This is a genomic window from Flavobacterium sp. F52 (genome assembly GCF_000278705.1).
Lineage (GTDB): Bacteria > Bacteroidota > Bacteroidia > Flavobacteriales > Flavobacteriaceae > Flavobacterium > Flavobacterium anhuiense.
This window is the reverse complement of sequence record NZ_AKZQ01000003.1, coordinates 113007-130817: the sequence shown is the minus strand read 5'-3', so window position 1 is coordinate 130817 and position 17811 is coordinate 113007. Positions and strand designations below refer to the sequence as shown.

Genomic DNA, 17811 nt, shown 5'->3' with positions numbered 1-17811 from the left:
CGGAAGCGCTAAACGGATCTGGCGATACAGGAACCACTGCTGAAGGAGAGGTAATGGTGAAGTCTCTGCTGATGGTTGTCTCATAGCATTTATCAGTCACTTTATAGGTAACCGTCACTGTTCCGCCGTCGCAAAGTTTCGGCGCTACGGGACTACCTTGGATTTCCCCTTTCGCATCGCAGCCGCCGCTCACTTTAAAGCCCGCTTTGAAGGCCTCAAATGCGGCATCCAATGCGGCCTGGTCTGCATACGCGCAGGCCGAAGCATTCACTGAGGTCGGAGCTTCTGCGCTTACCGTCGCAGGAGCCGTAATGGTGAAAGTCGCAGAACATGATTTCTGTAATCCGCAAGAATCAGTAACATTATAATTTACGGTTACAGTTCCTCCGCATAAAGCTGGAGGAGTCAAATTCTCTAATCCTGTAATTGTTAAAGTTCCATTACCTCCCGAAGCTGTAAAGCTTTGTTTAAAAGCATCAAAAGCAGTATTAACCGCAGCCTGATCGGCATAAAAGCAAGAACTTTTTATATTATCTTCAGGACAAGTTATATTAATAGGCGTTGGCGGAGTGCTTGTCACAACTACGTCATCTGCTTTTTTACATCCATTTATAGGATCGGTGACTGTTAAGGTATAAGTTCCAGCCTTATCAATTGTTGGTGTGAGCGTTGTACCGTCCGATACAATGTTTCCATCCAATGTACTCCATAAATAGGTCGCATTAGGCGTACTTGATGAGCCAGATAATTTTATTGATGTTATTAAACACGTTAAAACTTTATCTTCTCCCGCATTAACATTTGGCGGTTCTTTATTTTCAAGGACTGTGACCGTTTTTTTAGCAAAACAGCCTTCTAAATTTGTATAAGCATATACCGTATAAACTCCGTTAACCGATACAACAGGAGCATTTCCTGGTAGAAAAGGGCCATCGGCTATGCCATCAGGTGAAGGTCCGTACCATTTTATAGTGGCATTGGGTGGAGTTGGTGTTGCTGTTAAAGTAGCTGTTGGATTATTACAAGTCAATGGATTGCTAACATTACCTACTACAGCTACATCTGTAATATTTCCAAATAAATAAGGCCCCGAAAAATCTTTTAATTCTGCCGTAAATGAAGATGACGATCTTGTTTTTACTATCAGACTACCTAATAAATTTGAACAAGGACTTTGGTTAACATTTCGGCTATCCAAGCCTAACGCTGTCAAATTAAGTCCGAACTCTGTAAACTGCAAAGCCTTATAATTATCTTGAAAATTGGCTTGCGAACCTTCTAAAGTTCCCCAAGGCGGACCTAATGTTGCAGCCGTTACATTAACAACTGCAAAAACATTGGTAAGTATCCCTCCTCCTTTTGCTTTTATTTCGGCATATCCGTAAGGAGGTGCACCATTGCCTTGGTCAAAAACACCAGTAAGATCAAATGGTCTGTTAGGTCTTGAGTTAAAATTAGCAATATCAGCACTCGACATCCAGACTCTTACACTACCCAGTGGTTTTGTACCACCATTTTCAAAATCGATAGCAACAAGTACGTCACCAGGAACAAGTATTTTTCCTGTGGCATCAAAAGTCCATGCCGTGTGTCCTGCTTGACTACCTGTACCAACTAATGCACTACCGTTGAAGCTAACTTCTGTTCTAAAAAATTCAAAATCAAAATGTGAGTTTCCATCAGAAGAAATTTTAGATGCTCCTCCATAGCCCCATAAAATTCCATTAGGATTAATTGCTAATGCGGCTGGAGATAAGTCTCTCCTTAAATAGCCGTAAACATCAACAATATCATCCTTTTGAGGGATACTACCTGAACCTAAAGCCCAAGTAGTCGGATTATCACCATTCTTGTTGGAATTTCCAGAAAAAGTATTAGAGTCGTTGTTACTTTGCGTTGAATTTCCGTCCCGCCCGTAAACAGCATCAATCCACAAAAAATTACCAACCATGGTATTTTTGGGTTTCGACATTCTTTTTTCGAATGTAAAATTATTATTAGCTTGGATTGATGTTTTCAGTCCCGCCGCATTAGTCTGATCGATAACATTTTGACCGGTTCCATTTGCAAAAGCAGAGCTAAAAAACCAGTCATCATAGATGCCCGAAACCGTCGGGGGAACTAAAAATTGCTCTTTGTTTGCATAAACGTCAGCATCAATACCAAAATTAGCCTGTACAGCCGCTCCAGATATAGCTTGTGAATGCAAGGAAGGATGGATAGCAAATAGCATAAAAAGTACCATCACATAAAATTGATACTTTTTGTGCACAATAATTTTCGTCAAATTAAAATTTGGAAAAATTAAATCGATAAAAGAACAACGAAAGACTTTACAAAATTCATGTAAAATCTTGATGTGATAAAGAATAGTTTTTTTCATAATAATAGTATTTAGAATACCATTACATTAGCAAAAAACCAGATAGTTTGCAGATTTGGCAATTACATGTAAATAATAAACCATCTTCAAAAGTTATGAAGCACAAAATCTAAAACTCTTATAAAAAGACTTGACCCTCAGAAATTAATCTGACATTGACGATCAGGGGGAAAACATTTGTTAAAATTAGTTAATAACCTAAATGCTCTCAATTAAAAAGGAGTAAAATCGATATCATTCAAAAATAATCGATGAACGGAACATGATAAGAAAGAAAAGTAGTACGAAGCGCTTTTTCAAATAAAAAAAAGACCTTTCATTTTTCAAAAACAAAAGGTCTTTTTTGTCAATTTCCTAAAAACATATTAGCCAAACAACACAATAACACGCATGTTGATTAAAAAATATGAATTTCGCAATTACTTTGTTTTAGTTTTAAACAATATTTTACTAAAAAATAATGCATGATACGGAAGCGAGTTTTCCCAATAATCCCATGTATGAGCTCCTGGACGTTCTGTGTAATCGTGGTCGACTTTGTTATAAACTAATCTTCTGTGTAACTCTCTATTGGGTTCAATTAAAAAATCATCTACACCGCAATCTATTATTAGTGGCAACTTGTTCGCTTTTAGTTTATCTGCCATTCTTAAAACAGAATTTTGCTCGTACAATTCAGTATTTCCGCTTTTATCGCCAAAAACAGGCTGCATTAATTTGACAATTTGAGCAGACGAATCTCTGTTAAGCATTGTACTCATATCTACGGCACCGCTCATACTTCCGGCTGCACAAAACAAATCGGGATGTCTGGCTGATAAATACAAAGCGCCATGCCCCCCCATTGAAAGCCCCGTGATTACTCTTCCGCCTTTATTGGCAATTGTTCGGTACGTTTTATCTACTTTCTGAATTACTTCCTGCGTAATAAAAGTCTCAAACTGACTTTCTTTATTTACAGGACTGTCAATATAAAAACTAAACGTCTCGCCTTCTGGCATTACGATTATCATATTATATTGATCTGCAAGATTGTGAACCAGTTTCTTGTTTGGAGTATTTTTTAACCAGTCGCTAAAATGTCCGTATGCGCCATGCAACAGATACATTACTGGAAAAGTGGTTTTGCTCTTAGCATAAGAATTGGGCAAAACTACCGCTGCTTTATAGGTTTTTCCCATTGCAGTGCTGGCAACTTGAAGTGTGTCTACTTTTGCAGCGTATGTCATGGTGGTAAGACAAAGCAAAAATGCAGACAATAGCATTTTAAATTTCTTCATTTTAATATTTTTTTCTGATTAGGGTTTGTAAATATACCTTTTTTCAGAATAAAATATATGAAAAATCCGACCTCTTCTTGCACTTAAAAAAGATAGCCACGAATTCACAAATTAATATCAAATAAAATTCGTGACTCGAGCGACAGCGAACAGGCGAAGCAATTCGTGGCTAAAAAGCATCAAGCCAAAAACTAGCTGATTATAATTTTATGCTCGTGACGGTATTGCGAGGCGCTTTTACCGGTATATTGTTTAAACGATTTGCTGAAGTGGCTGAAATTATTAAAACCGCTTTCGTAACAAACCTCATTAATACTCATAGGCTGTTCTGCCAAAAGCTTTGAAGCATGCACTAAACGATATTCATTTACAAACTCAGTAAATGTTTTGTTTGAAATTTTCTTGAAATAACGACAAAAAGAAGGCGTAGTCATACTCACCAAACTAGAAACCTCATCTATAGAAATAGATTCCTGAAAATGATCTTTCACAAAGTTGAAAACCACATTCATACGATCATTATCCTGAGTCTGAAGTTCCATCGTAAATCCGTCAGCATTTAAAATGGTATATTCTTCAGCTGATTCTAGTTCGTCTAAAACAGTCAAAAGAGTCATTAATCTTTGAAATGGCGGTTCATTTTCCATCATTTCAATTTTTTCTCCAATACGTTTTTTCGTTTCACCACCAAAAGCGATTCCACCTTTAGCTTGTTTTAATATATTCTGAACTTTTTTCATTTCGGGAGCAACAAAAAAATCGCTTCCTAAAAATTCAGGTTTTATATGAATAACAGTTTCATTTGTATTTCCTGTCTGCTCATTTGTAAAACCGCAATGCGGTAAATTAGCTCCTATTAAAAGTAAACTACCATTGGTATAATAAGAAACATGGCTTCCTATTTGTCTTTTTCCAGCCCCGCCATTTATATAAACCAACTCAATTTCTGGATGATAGTGCCATAAATGAGCTTTGCTATTGGTCTTTTCGGCGTGTTTAGTGTAGGTAAAAGAACTTCCGTATGAGTTAGTTATCACTTCTAGAGCTGGGGCAATAGTCTTCATGATAATTTCTTTAAAAAATAATAGCAAATTTAACAAAATCGCCTAAAATAATTTAAATTTTAACCTACAACGGTTTCGTAAATGCGAATTTTACATTAAAATAACGTTCTTAACACTGAAAAATTTATATCAAAATCGGCATTTTTTTAAGGTCTTATTTTTTTTCTCTACTTTTTTTTTATTTATCCCATTTAAAACCTGATTTTATACCAATATGTTAAAAATTGTAAGAAAGATGGAAATTTTAAGAAGTATTAAGTTTTCGAAAAACTTTGAAGAATAACAATCAAATTAACAAAAACATAAGATTTAAATCAAATTTTAACCTATAACGGTTTCGTAAATGAGAATATAGCATATAAATTGGAAAATATAGATGTTAAAATAACACACATGCTGCTATAACTTTGCCTCAGAGAAATGAACGAAAAAAATTTAATACTATAGAATATGAAAAAGATTATGAAATTAAGTTTAGTATGTGCAGTACTTCTAACAGGAATGAGTACTTATGCAATTGATGGAAATGAAACGTTAAATCTTCATGTATTAAAAGGAAATGGCAAGGTAATTGCTTTTGGAATTAATCAATTACAAAAAGCAGTTATTAGTATATATGATGATAATGGTGAATTAATCTATACTGAAACCGCTTCTGGTAAAGACGGAATCTTAAGAACTTTCAGTTTAGAACAGTTTCCAGAAGGAAAATATATTTTAGAAGTTGCTGACAGCTTCAAAAAAGTAAAATACGATATTACTGTTAACGCTAATAGTTCTGTTTTGTCTTCAAAAGGAACAGTTTCTGTTAACTAAGAAAATATAAACGTTAAGTGCAATTCTTCACGGCACTTAAAACTTTATACTCTAATACAGTATAAAAAGTGAGGTTAGATAGTTAGTAAGTTAAAAACTTTCAAAAGTTTTAAAAACGGCTCTTTGTGGTTACTGAGCCGTTTTTTTTTTGCTTTATACTTTCTTAACAGTAAAGTTTCTTTTTACCGCAAAGACACAATCCCGATAGCTATCGGGAAACGCAAAGTTCGCAAAGTTTTTTTCGATAAAGCTTTGCGAACTTTGCGTTTGTATTCACAATCTTAAGTAAAAATCTTTGCGCCCTTTGCGGTTAAACACATCATCCAAAAAAAACTTAGATACTTAGTATCTCAGAACCTTAGCATCTTTCAAAACTTCCTACATTTTTTAAAGAAACCGTTATGATATTGTAAATTAAAAACCATCAAAAACGTTGAAAAATAATAACCAAATCAACCAAAACAGTAAAAAATAAATCAAATTTTAACATATAACGGTTTCGTAAATGAGAATATAGCATCGAAATTGGCAAATATAGTATTGTTTTTTTACTTACAACCGAAGTAATTTAGCATCAGAGAATTAGAACTATTAATTTAAAAACTAAATACCATGAAAAAGATTATTAGATTGAGTTTAGTAGCAGCGTTGCTTTTCACAGGAATAAGCACTTATGCAATTGATGGAACAGCAGATTTTAACCTGCACGTTATTAAAGCTAATGGCAAAATGATCACTTTTGGCCTTAACCAAACACAAAAAGCCTATTTAGCTATTTATGACAAAGACGGATCTCTAATTTATTCTGAAACCGCTTCAGGTAAAGATGGAATTTTAAGAACTTTCAGCTTAGAAGAATTTCCAGAAGGAACTTACTTCTTAGAAGTAGAAAACGATGCAAAAAAAGCAAAATACGAAATCACAATAACTGACGATTCTTCTGTTTTATCTCAAAAAGCAGTTTCTTCGGTTTATAAAGCAGGTTTCGCTAAAAATACAAGCGTGGCAGCACGCTAAAAAAGTTTATGCTTTTCATAAGTATAAAGTGAGGTTAGATAGTTAGTAAGTTTAAAAACTTTCAAAAGTTTTAAAAACAGCTCTTTGTGGTTACTGAGCTGTTTTTTTTTGCTTTTTATTTAAGGTTCTGAGACGCTAAGATGCTAAGGTTCTAAGTTTTTTGAAAGATTTTGAGATTCTAAGCCTTTTTTGCCTGCAGTATATTAATGCACTACCATTTAAACGTTAAAGATAAACTTAGAACCTTAGCATCTTAGTATCTTAGCGCCTTTTTATGTAAATAAATCCTTAAACCATTGCAAACTTAAAAACAAGCGAAACATTAAAAAATAATAACCGAATTAACAAAAACGTTAAAAATAATTCAAGATTTAACCTATAACGGTTTCGTAAATGAGAATATAGCATAGAAATCAGAAAATACAGTTGTGCTTTTTCATGTAATACATAAGTAATTTAGCATCAGAGAATTAGAACTATTAATTTAAAACCTAAGTACCATGAAAAAGATTGCAAAATTGAGTTTAGTAGCAGCGTTGCTTTTCACAGGAATAAGCACTTACGCAATTGATGGAAATGGAGAATTTAATCTTCATGTATTAAAAGCTAATGGGAAACTGATCACTTTCGCTCTTAACAAAGTACAGAAAGCCAATTTAGCTATTTATGACAATGACGGAACTTTAATCTATTCTGAAACTGCATCTGGAAAAGATGGAATTTTAAGAACTTTCAGTTTAGAGCAATTTCCTGAGGGAACTTATTACTTAGAAGTAGAAGACAATGTGAAAAAAGCAAAATATGAAATTACAATAGATGATACTGCGTCATTATCCAGAACTGCAATTTCTTCAGTTTACAAAGCTGGTTTTGCCAAAAATTCAAGTGTTGCTGCGCGCTAAGAATTTATACGCCCCAAAAAGGTATAAATTGAGGTTAAAAAAATTAAAAATTACGTTTTAAGAAACAGCTCTTGGTGGTTATGGAGCTGTTTTTTTGTTTTATAATAAATCCAAAATTGCAAAGCAAAACCATTTTCTGAAAATTATTCTTATTAATTACAACCCACTGATTTTTAAGGACTAAAAAATATTCAAGAAAAAACAATCCGTAAGCCCAGTAATTGCGTACATAGTTCAAACAAAATGCAGAAATAATTACAATTCAATAACTTATGGATTTAAAAATGCCATTTTATTGCTAAAAATTAAATTTGTATTTGTAGTTTTACGCGTTCCACATTTAGTAATTAACAATTTAAAAAAAACATGACAAAATTTACCAAAGCTGGTTTAGTTGCTGCCTTTTTTTTAGCGACTGTGTTTACCTATGCCATTGATGGAAAAGGTGATTACATTTTAAATATCAAAACAGGAAACGGAAAAGTAGTTAGCTTTACTTTAGACACTGTAGAAAATGCATCTTTCTCTATCTATGATGAGAATCACAACTTACTTTATGCGGGAGAATCTGCAGCAGACAAATTGGAAGTTTCTAAAACAATTAGTTTAGAAAGTTTTCCTGCTGGAACGTATGTTCTTGAAGTGAAAGCCAACGACAAAATTGAGAAGCACGAAATTAAAGTTGCTGCTAAAAAAGTAAAGACTGTAAAGTTAGACCAATCTGTAAATCAGAGTCCAGCTTTCCGTCGTTAATTTTTTGCCCCTAAAAATTAGAAAAGCAGCTCGTACCAGGAGCTGCTTTTTTTGTTTTATTTCTCGATAAAATCTAATTTGTATATTCAAAACTTTCAAAATCAATTAATTCTAAAATGCAATACAACAGTTTTTATTTACAAAACGTCGTCTAAAATCAATTCATGTTACTGATTTCCATATATTTGTAACCAAAATTGCATCAAGCATACAATAAAAATAAATTAGTGAAGTTTATAATTGTTTTTATAACTGTTTCTTGCAGTGAAAGATTTTCAAAAACAATTAATGAATACGATTAAATACCACAACCAAAACTAAAAACCTATGCAGAAAAAACTAGCTCTTTTAGTATTGTTAATCGTATTTTCATTTCGTGCAGCTGCGCAAAATGAAACCTATTATAAAACCGATAAAGTCGGCGAAAAATACGCTTATGTCGACGTTATAAAAACCTACGAAAAGGTTGCTGCAAAAGGCTACAAATCTGTAGACTTATTTCAAAAACTAGGAAATTCATCGTATTCGAATTGCGAACTCGAAAAAGCAGCCGAATGGTACACCAAATTATTTTCGCTAACCACAGACTTAGAACCTGTATATTATTATCGCTACGCAGAATCGTTACGTTTTATTTGTGAAAATGCAAAAGCCGATGCTCTTATCGAAAAATTAAAACGTAAACCGAAAACAACAATAAAAAAGAAAGTTTAAAACTTAAATCTATAAAAACCTCTCATTTCTGAGAGGTTTATTTTTTATTCTGCCTAATTTTCTGCAACATTATCATTTTGAAAGAGGAAACCAGCTAGCTGGAGAAATTTATTTTCAATATATTTGAAATATGAATGAAAACCCAAAAGACATAACAATCAGGCGAGCTGTAATTGCAGATTTACCTAAACTTGCCGAATTTCTACAATTTTTAGTAAATGCAGAAAGACCCTATGACCCAACATTAAAAGAGGGTGAGATTTTTTATTATGACATAAAGGAGCTTATTTTAGACAGCAAGAGCGAAGTTTTGGTTGTAGACTTTAACAATCAAATTGTTGGTAGTGGATATGCTCAAATTCGAACTGCTCTTCCCTATCAAATACATGAACTATATGGATATCTCGGTTTTATGTACGTTGATCCAGAATTTAGAGGAAAAGGCCTAATTAACCTATTAATTAACGAACTTAAAAAATGGGTTTCATCCCAGGGAATAACCGAGGTTAGATTACAGGTTTATTCTGAAAATGAAGCGGCAGTCAACGCTTACAGGAGAGCAGGATTTGCACCAATAACGACAACCATGAGGTGTGATATGAGCCAATTAGATGATAATTAAAATAGAAAAGCATTCGTTAATACGAATGCTTTTTTTATTCTTTATAATTATTATTTCTGATTTAGCAATTTCTCCAAATATTCATTTTTATCTTTTTCTGCCTGAAGCAAACGTTCGTAAAGCTTTTTATTTTCTTCTACCGTTTCCATTAATTTGTCTAATGGATTAAAAGTGCAATTATTAAGTCCAAAATAGTTATTGGGACTTTCATTAAAAGTATTAAAGTAATTAATCACGCCTTCTTCTGAAAAGTTTTTAATTGCTTCTGCTGTTACACCCAATGCTTTTGCAATTGCGATAAGTTTATCTTCATCAATCGTTTCACTATTTTCTAAAATAGAAATCGCTTGCTGATTTGTTCCTAAAGCCTGCGCCAAAGCTTCCTGCTTCATATCACGAAGTTCACGAATACGGCTTATTTTTCGCCCTATATGATTTGGTTTTGTTAGTGTGCTCATAATTCAAAGATAATAATTTAGTGTAAGAATCTGCGAGATGTAAAAAACATATTTAATCGTGTACCAAACACAAAAAATTGATAGTACACATGAAAATCTATTTCTTCCTTCGCTGAATCAAACAAAAGTACAATTTTTCTTATAATAATTTCATAAAAGTCAAATTGTAAATCATTTAAAAATATACGCCTTATGGAAACGAACGAAACAGAAAAACTTCAAAAACTGCAAAAATTAACCGCTAAGTATTTTACAACGCTAAAACCAACCAATGAAGCCAATTCTTATACCGTACAATTTAAAGTGGTAAATTATTTAGAACTCGGCTGCCTCATTACCGATTTGCTAAAATTATGCATTCTAGCCCTTGATAACGACATGCATAATTTTTCTAAAAAAGATAAAAGTGCAACTATTAATGTGAGTCTGATTTTGGAAACGGTTCTGCATTTGTTTCCTATGGATGAAATGGAGTTTTTGGGATTTGTTGGGGAGGATTTATATTTCAAACCGTGACATATGGTCACGGTTTGTTTTTTTAAGTTGACAACAAAATTAAGTCATCTTAAAAACACTTTTAATCACTGGCACTAGCGAGAGAAACAATATTTTATCTACTAGCCACTCAAGGCAGTACAATTTTTGAATTCTTAATAATTAACTTTTGTTAATATTAAAAGTTCAAACTTAAATGTAAACCAACCTGAAGTCCATTAAAAATAATTATATTTTCAATGGACTTTTTAATATTTTGATACTGGTGTAAAAATTGTTTTCTGATTAATTGGATCCCACGCAAAAGTGAATAATCCTTCAGATGTACTTCTACTTACTAGTGCTGCATCGTGCAATTCTTTCTTTTTTCTCGTTGAAATGTTTTCAAATCCCAAAGGAGGTCTTTTTGCATGTGCAAAGTTAAGAATAACTTTTCCTGTACTAAATTCTAAAAGGTAGTAAAAGCGATAACCCGATGAATCAGGAATTCTTTTTTTCAAATATGGAATCGTAGTTGGACCAAATAATCTATCCCCTGTTCCAATATTTGCTATATTAGAAGGCAAGAAAAATGCATGAAACAAATTCTCAAAATCTTTATATTGCTTTTTTTTTATAATATTCTTAAATTCTTTAATAAAATCTTCAGTACAATATATGCTCATTCACTATCTGCTTAACATTTCTATTCGGTTAGCAAATTCTTTATCATCAGGCAAATTGAAAAATAAGTCCTCAAGATCTTCTGTATATTCTTTTAAATCATTTAATGCATCTTTATATGCGTGCATCGCTTCTGTAGCTATTCCTTTTCTAATTAACCAATTTAATTCTACATAATTACGAATTGCTTTGTGATGAAATGCTTTAGATTGATCTAATATTTTTCTAATCATTTCGAAACATTCATCATCTAAGTTTTCTAAATGTGACAATTTTGCCATTTTTAAATTCAATTCGGAAATTAAAGAAGCCCTTTCAAATAATATATCCCTAACTTTACAGATACTATCTAATAACTTATTTATTGCAAGCTCATGCGCTGCTTTAATATTTTTTTTATTAGATAATTCAGTCACTTCGTTAAAAGTTTCTTGAATTCTTGATTTGGTGGTAGTGCACTCCATTTTATTAAAACGTTTGATTATAAGTCTTTTATACAAAAGCATTATGTTTTCATTGCAAGCAAATGTAAATAAAAATTATGTTAAAAAAATCTTGTTTAAGACAAAAATAACGATAGTTTCAGTATAAAAAACATTAGTAGTCATTTAAATACCTAATTATTATGAAGTCTTTTACTATTCTTTCTTAATAAGTGCGATAAGCTTTTGCATAAAATCATCTATCTATTTTTGATAAAGTTTTAGAATTTTGTTTTACAAATCATAAAAACAAACGCATTATGCTTAAACATTAGCAACAAATCATCATAACCGTTCTGAAAAACATTTTTTTTTTACATATTCCTTCTATACTGTCCACCAACTTCAAACAACGCCGAAGTAATCTGACCTAAAGAACAAACCTTCGTAGCTTCCATTAAATGGTCGAATAAGTTTTCGTTTTTAATAGCCGCTTGCTGTAAGGTATTTAAATGCTCGTTTACTTTTGCTTCATGGAAATTATGCAAGTTATCCAACATTGTAATCTGGTATTGTTTTTCTTCCTCGGTTGCGCGAATAACCTCAGCCGGAATTACCGTTGGCGAACCTTTTGAACTCAGGAACGTATTTACACCCACAATTGGGAAATCTCCGTTGTGTTTTAAAGTTTCGTAATACAAACTTTCTTCCTGAATTTTAGAACGTTGGTACATCGTTTCCATTGCGCCTAGAACTCCGCCTCTTTCTGTAATTCTGTCGAATTCTTGAAGAACTGCAGCTTCAATCAAATCGGTTAATTCTTCTATGATGAACGAACCTTGAATTGGGTTTTCGTTTTTCGCTAAACCTAATTCTTTATTAATAATCAATTGAATCGCCATCGCACGACGTACAGATTCTTCTGTTGGCGTTGTAATCGCTTCGTCATAAGCGTTTGTGTGCAATGAGTTACAGTTATCATAAATGGCATACAAAGCCTGTAAAGTTGTTCTGATATCATTAAAATCAATTTCCTGTGCGTGTAACGAACGTCCAGAAGTTTGAATATGATATTTCAGCATTTGTGCTCTTTCGTTGGCTCCGTATTTGTTTTTCATGGCTTTTGCCCAAATTTTACGTGCCACACGACCAATAACCGAATATTCTGGATCTACTCCGTTGGAGAAGAAGAACGATAAATTCGGTCCAAAATCGTTGATGTTCATGCCGCGGCTCAAATAATATTCCACGTAAGTGAAACCATTTGAAAGCGTAAATGCCAATTGCGTAATTGGGTTTGCTCCTGCCTCTGCAATATGATATCCAGAAATCGAAACCGAATAGAAATTACGAACGTTTTTATTGATAAAATATTCCTGAACGTCTCCCATTAAACGCAACGCAAATTCAGTTGAAAAAATACAAGTATTCTGCGCCTGATCTTCTTTTAAAATATCCGCCTGAACCGTTCCACGAACTTGCGATAACGTTTTGGCTTTTATTTCGTTATACACTTCTTGAGGTAAAACCTGATCTCCCGTAACGCCCAAAAGCATTAATCCCAAACCGTTGTTTCCTACTGGAAGTTCGCCTTGATATTTCGGCCTTTCGATTCCTTTTTCTTTATATAATTTGTTGATTTTTGCCTCAACTTCTTTTTCTAAACCATTTTCTTTGATATAAATCTCACATTGCTGATCGATTGCGGCATTCATAAAGAAACCTAAAAGCATTGGCGCAGGTCCATTAATCGTCATACTTACCGAAGTCAAAGCATGAACCAAATCGAAACCTGAATATAGTTTTTTAGCATCGTCTAAACAGCAGATTGAAACGCCCGCATTTCCGATTTTCCCGTAAATATCTGGACGTAAATCTGGGTCGTTTCCGTATAAAGTCACACTATCAAAAGCTGTCGAAAGACGTTTTGCTGGCATTCCCGCACTCACATAATGAAAACGCTTGTTGGTTCTTTCTGGTCCTCCCTCACCCGCAAACATTCTTGACGGATCTTCGCCTTCACGTTTAAACGGATATAATCCCGAAGCAAACGGAAATTCTCCAGGAACATTTTCCTGTAAATTCCAACGCAAGATATCGCCCCAAGCTTCATATTTAGGCAAAGCAATTTTTGGGATTTGTAAATGTGATAAACTTTCAGAATGCGTTGCAATCTTGATTTCTTTATCACGAACTTTAAACGAGTAAACCGGATTTTTGTATTTCGCTACTTTTTCGTCCCAATTCAGGATAATCTCCCAATTGTACGGATCTAAGTCCATTTTTACTTTATCGAATTGATTCAGTAAAAGGTTTAAAAAGATTCTGTTTTCGTCGTGTTCTTGAAATCCTCCTGTTAAAACAGAAGAATCGTCGATTCCTGCTTTTGTAATTTGAGGAACTTTACCCGAAACCGATTCAATGGTTTTGAAGATTCCATATAATTTCTGAGCTACTTTTTGCTGCGCAATTGCAGTCTCGTCATAATTTCTATTATTCTCGGCAATTTCAGATAAATAACGTGTTCTTCCTGGCGGAATTACGAATATCTTTTCGCTCATTTCTTTTGTGATTGTAAAAGTCGACTTTAAATCTGAAGCCGTTTTTTCAACCACTTTATCCATAATCGCTTTGTAAAGCGTGTTCATTCCCGGATCGTTAAACTGCGAAGCAATCGTTCCGAAAACTGGCATTTCGTCTGGGCTTTTATCCCAAAGACCATGATTACGCTGATATTGTTTTTTTACATCTCGCAAAGCGTCTAAAGCTCCACGTTTATCAAATTTATTTAAAGCCACTAAATCGGCAAAATCAAGCATATCGATTTTCTCCAATTGTGTTGCCGCTCCAAATTCTGGTGTCATTACATATAAAGAAACATCAGAATGATCCATAATTTCTGTATCAGACTGACCAATTCCTGAAGTTTCCAAAATAATCAAATCGTATTTTGCGGCTTTTAAAACCTGAATCGCTTCAGCAACATATTTAGACAAAGCCAAATTCGACTGACGTGTCGCCAGCGAACGCATATACACACGAGGGTTATTTATGGCATTCATACGGATTCTGTCTCCTAAAAGTGCTCCTCCTGTTTTTCTCTTAGAAGGATCAACAGAAATTAATCCGATTGTTTTTTCTGGGAAATCAATTAAAAATCGGCGAACCAATTCGTCCACCAAAGAAGATTTTCCGGCACCTCCCGTTCCTGTAATTCCTAAAACTGGAATTTTTGAAGTGGCATTATTTTCGTGAATTTTGTCAAAAACTGGTTTTGCAATTTCAGGAAAGTTTTCGGCAGCAGAAATCAAACGCGCAATTGCCGTTGGAACTTTATTTTCGATATGATCGATTTCTCCGTTTAATTTATCTCCAATCGGAAAATCGGCGCGCTCAACCAAATCATTAATCATTCCTTGTAAACCAAGAGAACGTCCGTCATCTGGAGAATAAATTCTTGTAATACCATATTCATGTAATTCCTCGATTTCGCTTGGCAAGATTACCCCTCCTCCTCCACCAAAGATCTTAATGTGCCCCGCTCCTTTTTCGCGAAGCAAATCATACATATATTTAAAGTATTCGTTGTGTCCGCCTTGGTACGAAGTCATGGCAATAGCATTGGCATCTTCTTGAATGGCGGTATTTACGACTTCTTCCACACTCCTATCGTGCCCTAAATGAATTACTTCAACACCCGTAGATTGGATAATGCGTCGCATAATATTTATGGCTGCATCATGTCCGTCAAAAAGCGAAGCAGCAGTAACAATTCTTACTTTATTTTTAGGAATATATGGTATTTGTTGTTCCATTTTATGAATATGATAATTTTATGCGACCAATGTACAAAATATTTTAATATTTGATTAAGACAATAGCTTTATGTTAACAAAAATAAATCGATTTCGTAAACCGAAAGGGTAACAATTTACGTAACTAATTGATATAGTTAAAGAAAGCTTAAAGACATGGCAATTTCGCAACATTTAAATAAAATCAGAAAACATATTTTAAGCCTTCCTAAATTAATTTAGCAGTGTAGAAAAGCCCCAAATTTTTACCTAAAAACTTACATAGAAAAGTAATAACGTAAAAATTAAAAAAATGAGAACATTTTATTCATTCACCGTAATTTTAGGTTTGAGTTTTTTTGTATTTTCTTTTAACAGTTTTGAAAAAAGTGATTTCATATATAAGAATACAAAAGCTTCAAATCATTCAACCGTTTACCACAATTCAGATGATGTAAACGAAATTTCGAACGACTTCTTTAAAAGATATTCTGATTTGAAAAAATATAAATCTGAAGTTATGTCGTTGTACAAAAACCGAACGCTTGGAACTATTTGGTTTGACGAAGATGAAATTAACGAGTTTGGTTCTGTTTTGTATGAAAAAGCAAAAAAAACAAATGACTTAATCATTCCTTATCAAAAAGAAATTGATCAATTATTTAGCGCTTCATCAGATAAAAGCACTCTTTCTCAAACGGATGCAGATATGCTTTTAAGTTCATTGTATGTATTGTACACTAAGAAAAATAATGCTGATAAAAAAAGAATTGCTTATGATGCCATGCTGAAAGATTTCTTAAACTATAGCACATTAGAAGAAGAAACAACATCAGTTGCAACAAATGAAAAAGTTGAATTTGATCAATATTACAAATTGCAAGATGCTTTGAAAAAATATAAAAGATTAGAGAAATCAAGCAAATATAAACCTATTGTTCCAGAAGAATCTCCATATAAAGAGTTGCGTCCAGATGCAGTTTCAAGCACCATTTCACAGGTTAGAACTCGCTTGTACTTATTAGGAGATTTAAAAACCGATTCTAAAAGCAAAGTATATGATCGTGAATTGATGGATGCTGTAATGAAATACAAAGTCCGCAACGGATTTAAACCTAATTATATCTTGGCTCAAGAACATATTGATGAAATGAATATTCCGCTTGAAGACAAGGTAGCCACTTTAAAACTTAACATGGAAAGATGTCGTGAAATTTCGGCTAAAATTGCTGCGAGCGACGAATATGTTTTGGTTAACGTTCCTTCTTATGAATTGTTTTATGTTAAAAACGGAAAAGTAGTTTTAACTTCTCCTGTATTTGTTGGAGCGCCTTTGACTAAAACCACGATTTTTAATGGAGAAATTGACCGAATTGTTTTTAGCCCATATTGGACAGTGCCTCAAAGCATTGTGCAAAATGAGTTAAGATCTAAAATTGCTGCAGACCCAAATTATCTTGCAGAAAAAAATATGGAGATGGTAAACGGCCAAGTAAGACAAAAACCAGGACCAGACAATTCTTTAGGATTGGTAAAATTTATGTTTCCAAATCCTGATGATATTTATATGCACGATACGCCATCTAAAACTTTGTTCGACTTTGAAAAAAGAACTTTCAGCCACGGATGCATCAATGTAAAAATGGCGAAAGAACTTGCTGTGGCCATGCTGAAAGATTATCCAGAATGGACTCAAGCAAAAATTGACAAAGCTATGGCGGGTAAAGTAGAAAACAGTTTTAAGCTATCTAAAAAAGTGCCTATTTTCATTACGTATTTTACTTCATTAGTAAATGAAAAAGGCGAAATTGGATTCTTTCAAGATGTTTACGAAAAAGATGCCAATCCAAATGGCGAAACACTTCCCGACGCTGTAATTGTAAATCAATAATTTACGCTAATAATTCTAAGAGAGGATTTATCAAATTTGATTTGATAAATCCTCTCTTTATTATTTATTTTGATCACCAATAATAAAAAAACCTTAAAATACTATTTTTAAAGCTTTTAAAGGTAATTACAATTTGAAATTCGCCTTTATTTTGCAATAGAATTAAGCCCCATCTTTTTATAAATGTTTAAAACTAAACTATTATGAAAACAAATAATATAGAAGGTCTTACAATGTTTGAAATAAACGTTTTAATTCAACAAGGAGGAAAGTTTATAATGTTTCCTTTCATTATTTCTGAAATGGTTAAAAGGATTAAGGAACCAAATATTTATTTTATACGCCCAAATGAAGGCACATTCAAATATGCCTTAAAACACTTTTTTCTAAATTTATCGCTAAGCTTGCGTATTTTCCCTTTTGCCCCAATTTATATCGCCAAATCATTATTTTACCTAATGAAAGGCGGAAAAGATTATACTGATACTATATTAAAAGATTTAGACACCAATAGACCTGTTTACACGCACAATTAAA

15 protein-coding genes and 1 pseudogene are annotated in these 17811 nt (G+C 33.3%); 9 read left to right on the top strand and 7 right to left on the bottom strand.

Annotated elements, in window-relative coordinates:
* The 3 genes and pseudogenes from FF52_RS01565 to FF52_RS01555 all read right to left on the bottom strand — a co-directional run.
* Window positions 1-2248 (bottom strand): annotated as a pseudogene (locus tag FF52_RS01565) (immunoglobulin domain-containing protein); the annotation flags it as partial.
* Window positions 2249-2802: 554 nt separating this feature from the next.
* Entirely contained in the window at window positions 2803-3663 is an 861-nt protein-coding gene (locus FF52_RS01560) for an alpha/beta hydrolase (protein WP_008462394.1), read from the bottom strand.
* A 191-nt stretch (window positions 3664-3854) separates the two neighbouring features.
* Window positions 3855-4727 carry an AraC family transcriptional regulator gene (locus tag FF52_RS01555; RefSeq protein WP_008462391.1) on the bottom strand — a complete coding sequence of 291 codons (873 nt, stop codon included), beginning with the start codon at window positions 4725-4727 and terminating at the stop codon, window positions 3855-3857.
* A 450-nt stretch (window positions 4728-5177) separates the two neighbouring features.
* On the opposite strand from FF52_RS01555, the gene FF52_RS01550 reads away from it, so the two are divergent.
* The 6 genes from FF52_RS01550 (at window position 5178) to FF52_RS01525 (ending at window position 9551) form a co-directional block, all read left to right on the top strand.
* Window positions 5178-5543: a DUF3244 domain-containing protein gene (locus FF52_RS01550; RefSeq protein WP_008462389.1), complete on the top strand. Its 366-nt coding sequence runs from the start codon at window positions 5178-5180 to the stop codon at window positions 5541-5543.
* Window positions 5544-6155: 612 nt separating this feature from the next.
* On the top strand, window positions 6156-6560 hold the full coding sequence (locus FF52_RS01545) for a secretion protein (RefSeq protein WP_008462388.1): 405 nt from the start codon (window positions 6156-6158) through the stop codon (window positions 6558-6560).
* A 500-nt stretch (window positions 6561-7060) separates the two neighbouring features.
* Entirely contained in the window at window positions 7061-7462 is a 402-nt protein-coding gene (locus FF52_RS01540; protein ID WP_008462386.1) for a DUF3244 domain-containing protein, read from the top strand.
* Window positions 7463-7828: 366 nt separating this feature from the next.
* Complete coding sequence (locus FF52_RS01535; RefSeq protein WP_008462383.1) at window positions 7829-8215, top strand: hypothetical protein; 387 nt, start codon at window positions 7829-7831, stop codon at window positions 8213-8215.
* Between the two features lie 327 nt (window positions 8216-8542).
* A complete protein-coding gene (locus FF52_RS01530) occupies window positions 8543-8929 on the top strand; it encodes a hypothetical protein (protein WP_008462381.1) in 387 nt (128 codons plus the stop codon).
* Window positions 8930-9059: 130 nt separating this feature from the next.
* Entirely contained in the window at window positions 9060-9551 is a 492-nt protein-coding gene (locus FF52_RS01525) for a GNAT family N-acetyltransferase (protein ID WP_008462379.1), read from the top strand.
* 50 nt (window positions 9552-9601) lie between these two features.
* On the opposite strand, the gene FF52_RS01520 is transcribed toward FF52_RS01525, so the two are convergent.
* Window positions 9602-10009, bottom strand: a complete 408-nt coding sequence (locus FF52_RS01520; RefSeq protein ID WP_008462378.1) for a helix-turn-helix domain-containing protein — start codon at window positions 10007-10009, stop codon at window positions 9602-9604.
* Window positions 10010-10201: 192 nt separating this feature from the next.
* Between FF52_RS01520 and FF52_RS01515 the strand changes: the two genes are divergently transcribed.
* Complete coding sequence (locus tag FF52_RS01515; RefSeq protein ID WP_008462376.1) at window positions 10202-10525, top strand: hypothetical protein; 324 nt, start codon at window positions 10202-10204, stop codon at window positions 10523-10525.
* Window positions 10526-10752: 227 nt separating this feature from the next.
* Here FF52_RS01515 and FF52_RS01510 read toward each other — a convergent pair whose 3' ends face one another.
* The 3 genes from FF52_RS01510 to FF52_RS01500 all read right to left on the bottom strand — a co-directional run bounded on the left by FF52_RS01510 (window position 10753) and on the right by FF52_RS01500 (window position 15404).
* Window positions 10753-11169, bottom strand: coding sequence for a hypothetical protein (locus FF52_RS01510; protein ID WP_008462375.1), 417 nt, complete (start codon window positions 11167-11169; stop codon window positions 10753-10755).
* A gap of 3 nt (window positions 11170-11172) precedes the next feature.
* On the bottom strand, window positions 11173-11631 hold the full coding sequence (locus FF52_RS01505) for a hypothetical protein (protein ID WP_035690563.1): 459 nt from the start codon (window positions 11629-11631) through the stop codon (window positions 11173-11175).
* Window positions 11632-11963: 332 nt separating this feature from the next.
* Complete coding sequence (locus FF52_RS01500; RefSeq protein ID WP_008462373.1) at window positions 11964-15404, bottom strand: methylmalonyl-CoA mutase family protein; 3441 nt, start codon at window positions 15402-15404, stop codon at window positions 11964-11966.
* 292 nt (window positions 15405-15696) lie between these two features.
* On the opposite strand from FF52_RS01500, the gene FF52_RS01495 reads away from it, so the two are divergent.
* Complete coding sequence (locus FF52_RS01495) at window positions 15697-17274, top strand: L,D-transpeptidase family protein (RefSeq protein WP_008462372.1); 1578 nt, start codon at window positions 15697-15699, stop codon at window positions 17272-17274.
* 203 nt (window positions 17275-17477) lie between these two features.
* Window positions 17478-17810, top strand: a complete 333-nt coding sequence (locus FF52_RS01490; RefSeq protein WP_008462370.1) for a hypothetical protein — start codon at window positions 17478-17480, stop codon at window positions 17808-17810.
* Window position 17811 lies beyond the last annotated feature (1 nt).